The 2,376-nt window shown below is 56.6% G+C and carries 1 rRNA gene; it reads right to left on the bottom strand.

The features are described from left to right. Positions 1-6 precede the first annotated feature (6 nt). Positions 7-2,376, bottom strand: a 23S ribosomal RNA gene (locus AB0F88_RS44230); the annotation flags it as partial.

The raw sequence follows: 2,376 nt of genomic DNA, 5'->3' as shown, positions 1-2,376 counted from the left end.
TGCTTTGTGGTCAAGTCCTCGGCCTATTAGTACTGGTCAGCTCCACACATTACTGCGCTTCCACTTCCAGCCTATCAACCCGGTCGTCTACCGGGAGCCTTACCCACTTACGTGGTGGGAGACCTCATCTCAAGGCGAGCTTCCCGCTTAGATGCTTTCAGCGGTTATCCCTTCCGAACGTAGCCAACCAGCCGTGCTCCTGGCGGAACAACTGGCACACCAGAGGTTCGTCCGTCCCGGTCCTCTCGTACTAGGGACAGCTCCTTTCAAGTCTCCTGCGCGCGCAGCGGATAGGGACCGAACTGTCTCGCGACGTTCTAAACCCAGCTCGCGTACCGCTTTAATGGGCGAACAGCCCAACCCTTGGGACCTACTCCAGCCCCAGGATGCGACGAGCCGACATCGAGGTGCCAAACCATCCCGTCGATATGGACTCTTGGGGAAGATCAGCCTGTTATCCCCGGGGTACCTTTTAGCCGTTGAGCGACGGCGCTTCCACATGCCACCGCCGGATCACTAGTCCCAGCTTTCGCTCCTGCTCGACCCGTCGGTCTCACAGTCAAGCTCCCTTGTGCACTTACACTCGACACCTGATTGCCAACCAGGCTGAGGGAACCTTTGGGCGCCTCCGTTACTCTTTAGGAGGCAACCGCCCCAGTTAAACTACCCACCAGACACTGTCCCTGATCCGGATCACGGACCGAAGTTAGACGTTCAAAACGACCAGAGTGGTATTTCACCAATGACTCCACCACCACTAGCGTGATAGCTTCACCGTCTCCCACCTATCCTACACAAGACGTTCCAAACGCCAATGTCAAGCTATAGTGAAGGTCCCGGGGTCTTTCCGTCCTGCTGCGCGTAACGAGCATCTTTACTCGTAGTGCAATTTCGCCGGGTCTGCGGTTGAGACAGCGGGGAAGTCGTTACGCCATTCGTGCAGGTCGGAACTTACCCGACAAGGAATTTCGCTACCTTAGGATGGTTATAGTTACCACCGCCGTTTACTGGCGCTTAAGTTCTCAGCTTCGCCACACAAGTGCGACTAACCGGTCCCCTTAACGTTCCAGCACCGGGCAGGCGTCAGTCCGTATACATCGTCTTACGACTTCGCACGGACCTGTGTTTTTAGTAAACAGTCGCTTCCCCCTGGCCTCTGCGACCCCCACCAGCTCAGAGCGCGAAGCTCGTCACCAGCGAAGGCCCCCCTTCTCCCGAAGTTACGGGGGCAATTTGCCGAGTTCCTTAACCACAGTTCACCCGATCGCCTTAGTATTCTCTACCTGACCACCTGAGTCGGTTTAGGGTACGGGCCGCCACGACACTCACTAGAGGCTTTTCTCGGCAGCATAGGATCACCCACTTCGCCACAATCGGCTCGGCATCACATCTCAGACTTAATGTGTTGCGGATTTGCCTACAACACGTCCTACATGCTTACCCCAGGACTACCATCGCCTGGGCTGGGCTACCTTCCTGCGTCACCCCATCGCTTACCTACTACCAGTTCAGGCCAGGCGTTCACCCTCACCCCAAGCCCGAAGGCTTTAGGGGGGTTAAGGACCCTTAGTATCACTGGATTCAGTATTGGCGCATCGTAGCGGGTACGGGAATATCAACCCGTTGTCCATCGACTACGCCTGTCGGCCTCGCCTTAGGTCCCGACTTACCCTGGGCGGATTAGCCTGCCCCAGGAACCCTTGGTCATCCGGCGCAGAAGTTTCTCACTTCTGATTCGCTACTCATGCCTGCATTCTCACTCGCACAGCCTCCACAGCTGGATCACTCCGCTGCTTCCCCGGCCGCACGACGCTCCCCTACCCATCCACACACCTAAACCACAAAGGCTCGGATACATGTGTGAATGCCACGACTTCGGCGGTGTACTTGAGCCCCGCTACATTGTCGGCGCGGAATCACTTGACCAGTGAGCTATTACGCACTCTTTCAAGGGTGGCTGCTTCTAAGCCAACCTCCTGGTTGTCACTGCGACTCCACATCCTTTCCCACTTAGCACACGCTTAGGGGCCTTAGTCGGTGGTCTGGGCTGTTTCCCTCTCGACTACGGAGCTTATCCCCCGCAGTCTCACTGCTACGCTCTCACTTACCGGCATTCGGAGTTTGGCTGACGTCAGTAACCTTGTCGGGCCCATTAGCCATCCAGTGCTCTACCTCCGGCAAGAAACACGTAACGCTGCACCTAAATGCATTTCGGGGAGAACCAGCTATCACGGAGTTTGATTGGCCTTTCACCCCTAAACACAGGTCATCCCCCAGGTTTTCAACCCTGGTGGGTTCGGTCCTCCACGCGGTCTTACCCGCGCTTCAACCTGCCCATGCCTAGATCACTCCGCTTCGGGTCTACAGCATGCGACT

Source organism: Streptosporangium sp. NPDC023963, from assembly GCF_040639135.1.
In the GTDB taxonomy this organism is placed as follows: domain Bacteria; phylum Actinomycetota; class Actinomycetes; order Streptosporangiales; family Streptosporangiaceae; genus Streptosporangium.
The sequence above is the reverse complement of the archived record's forward strand: the minus strand, read 5'-3'. Positions and strand labels throughout refer to the sequence as shown.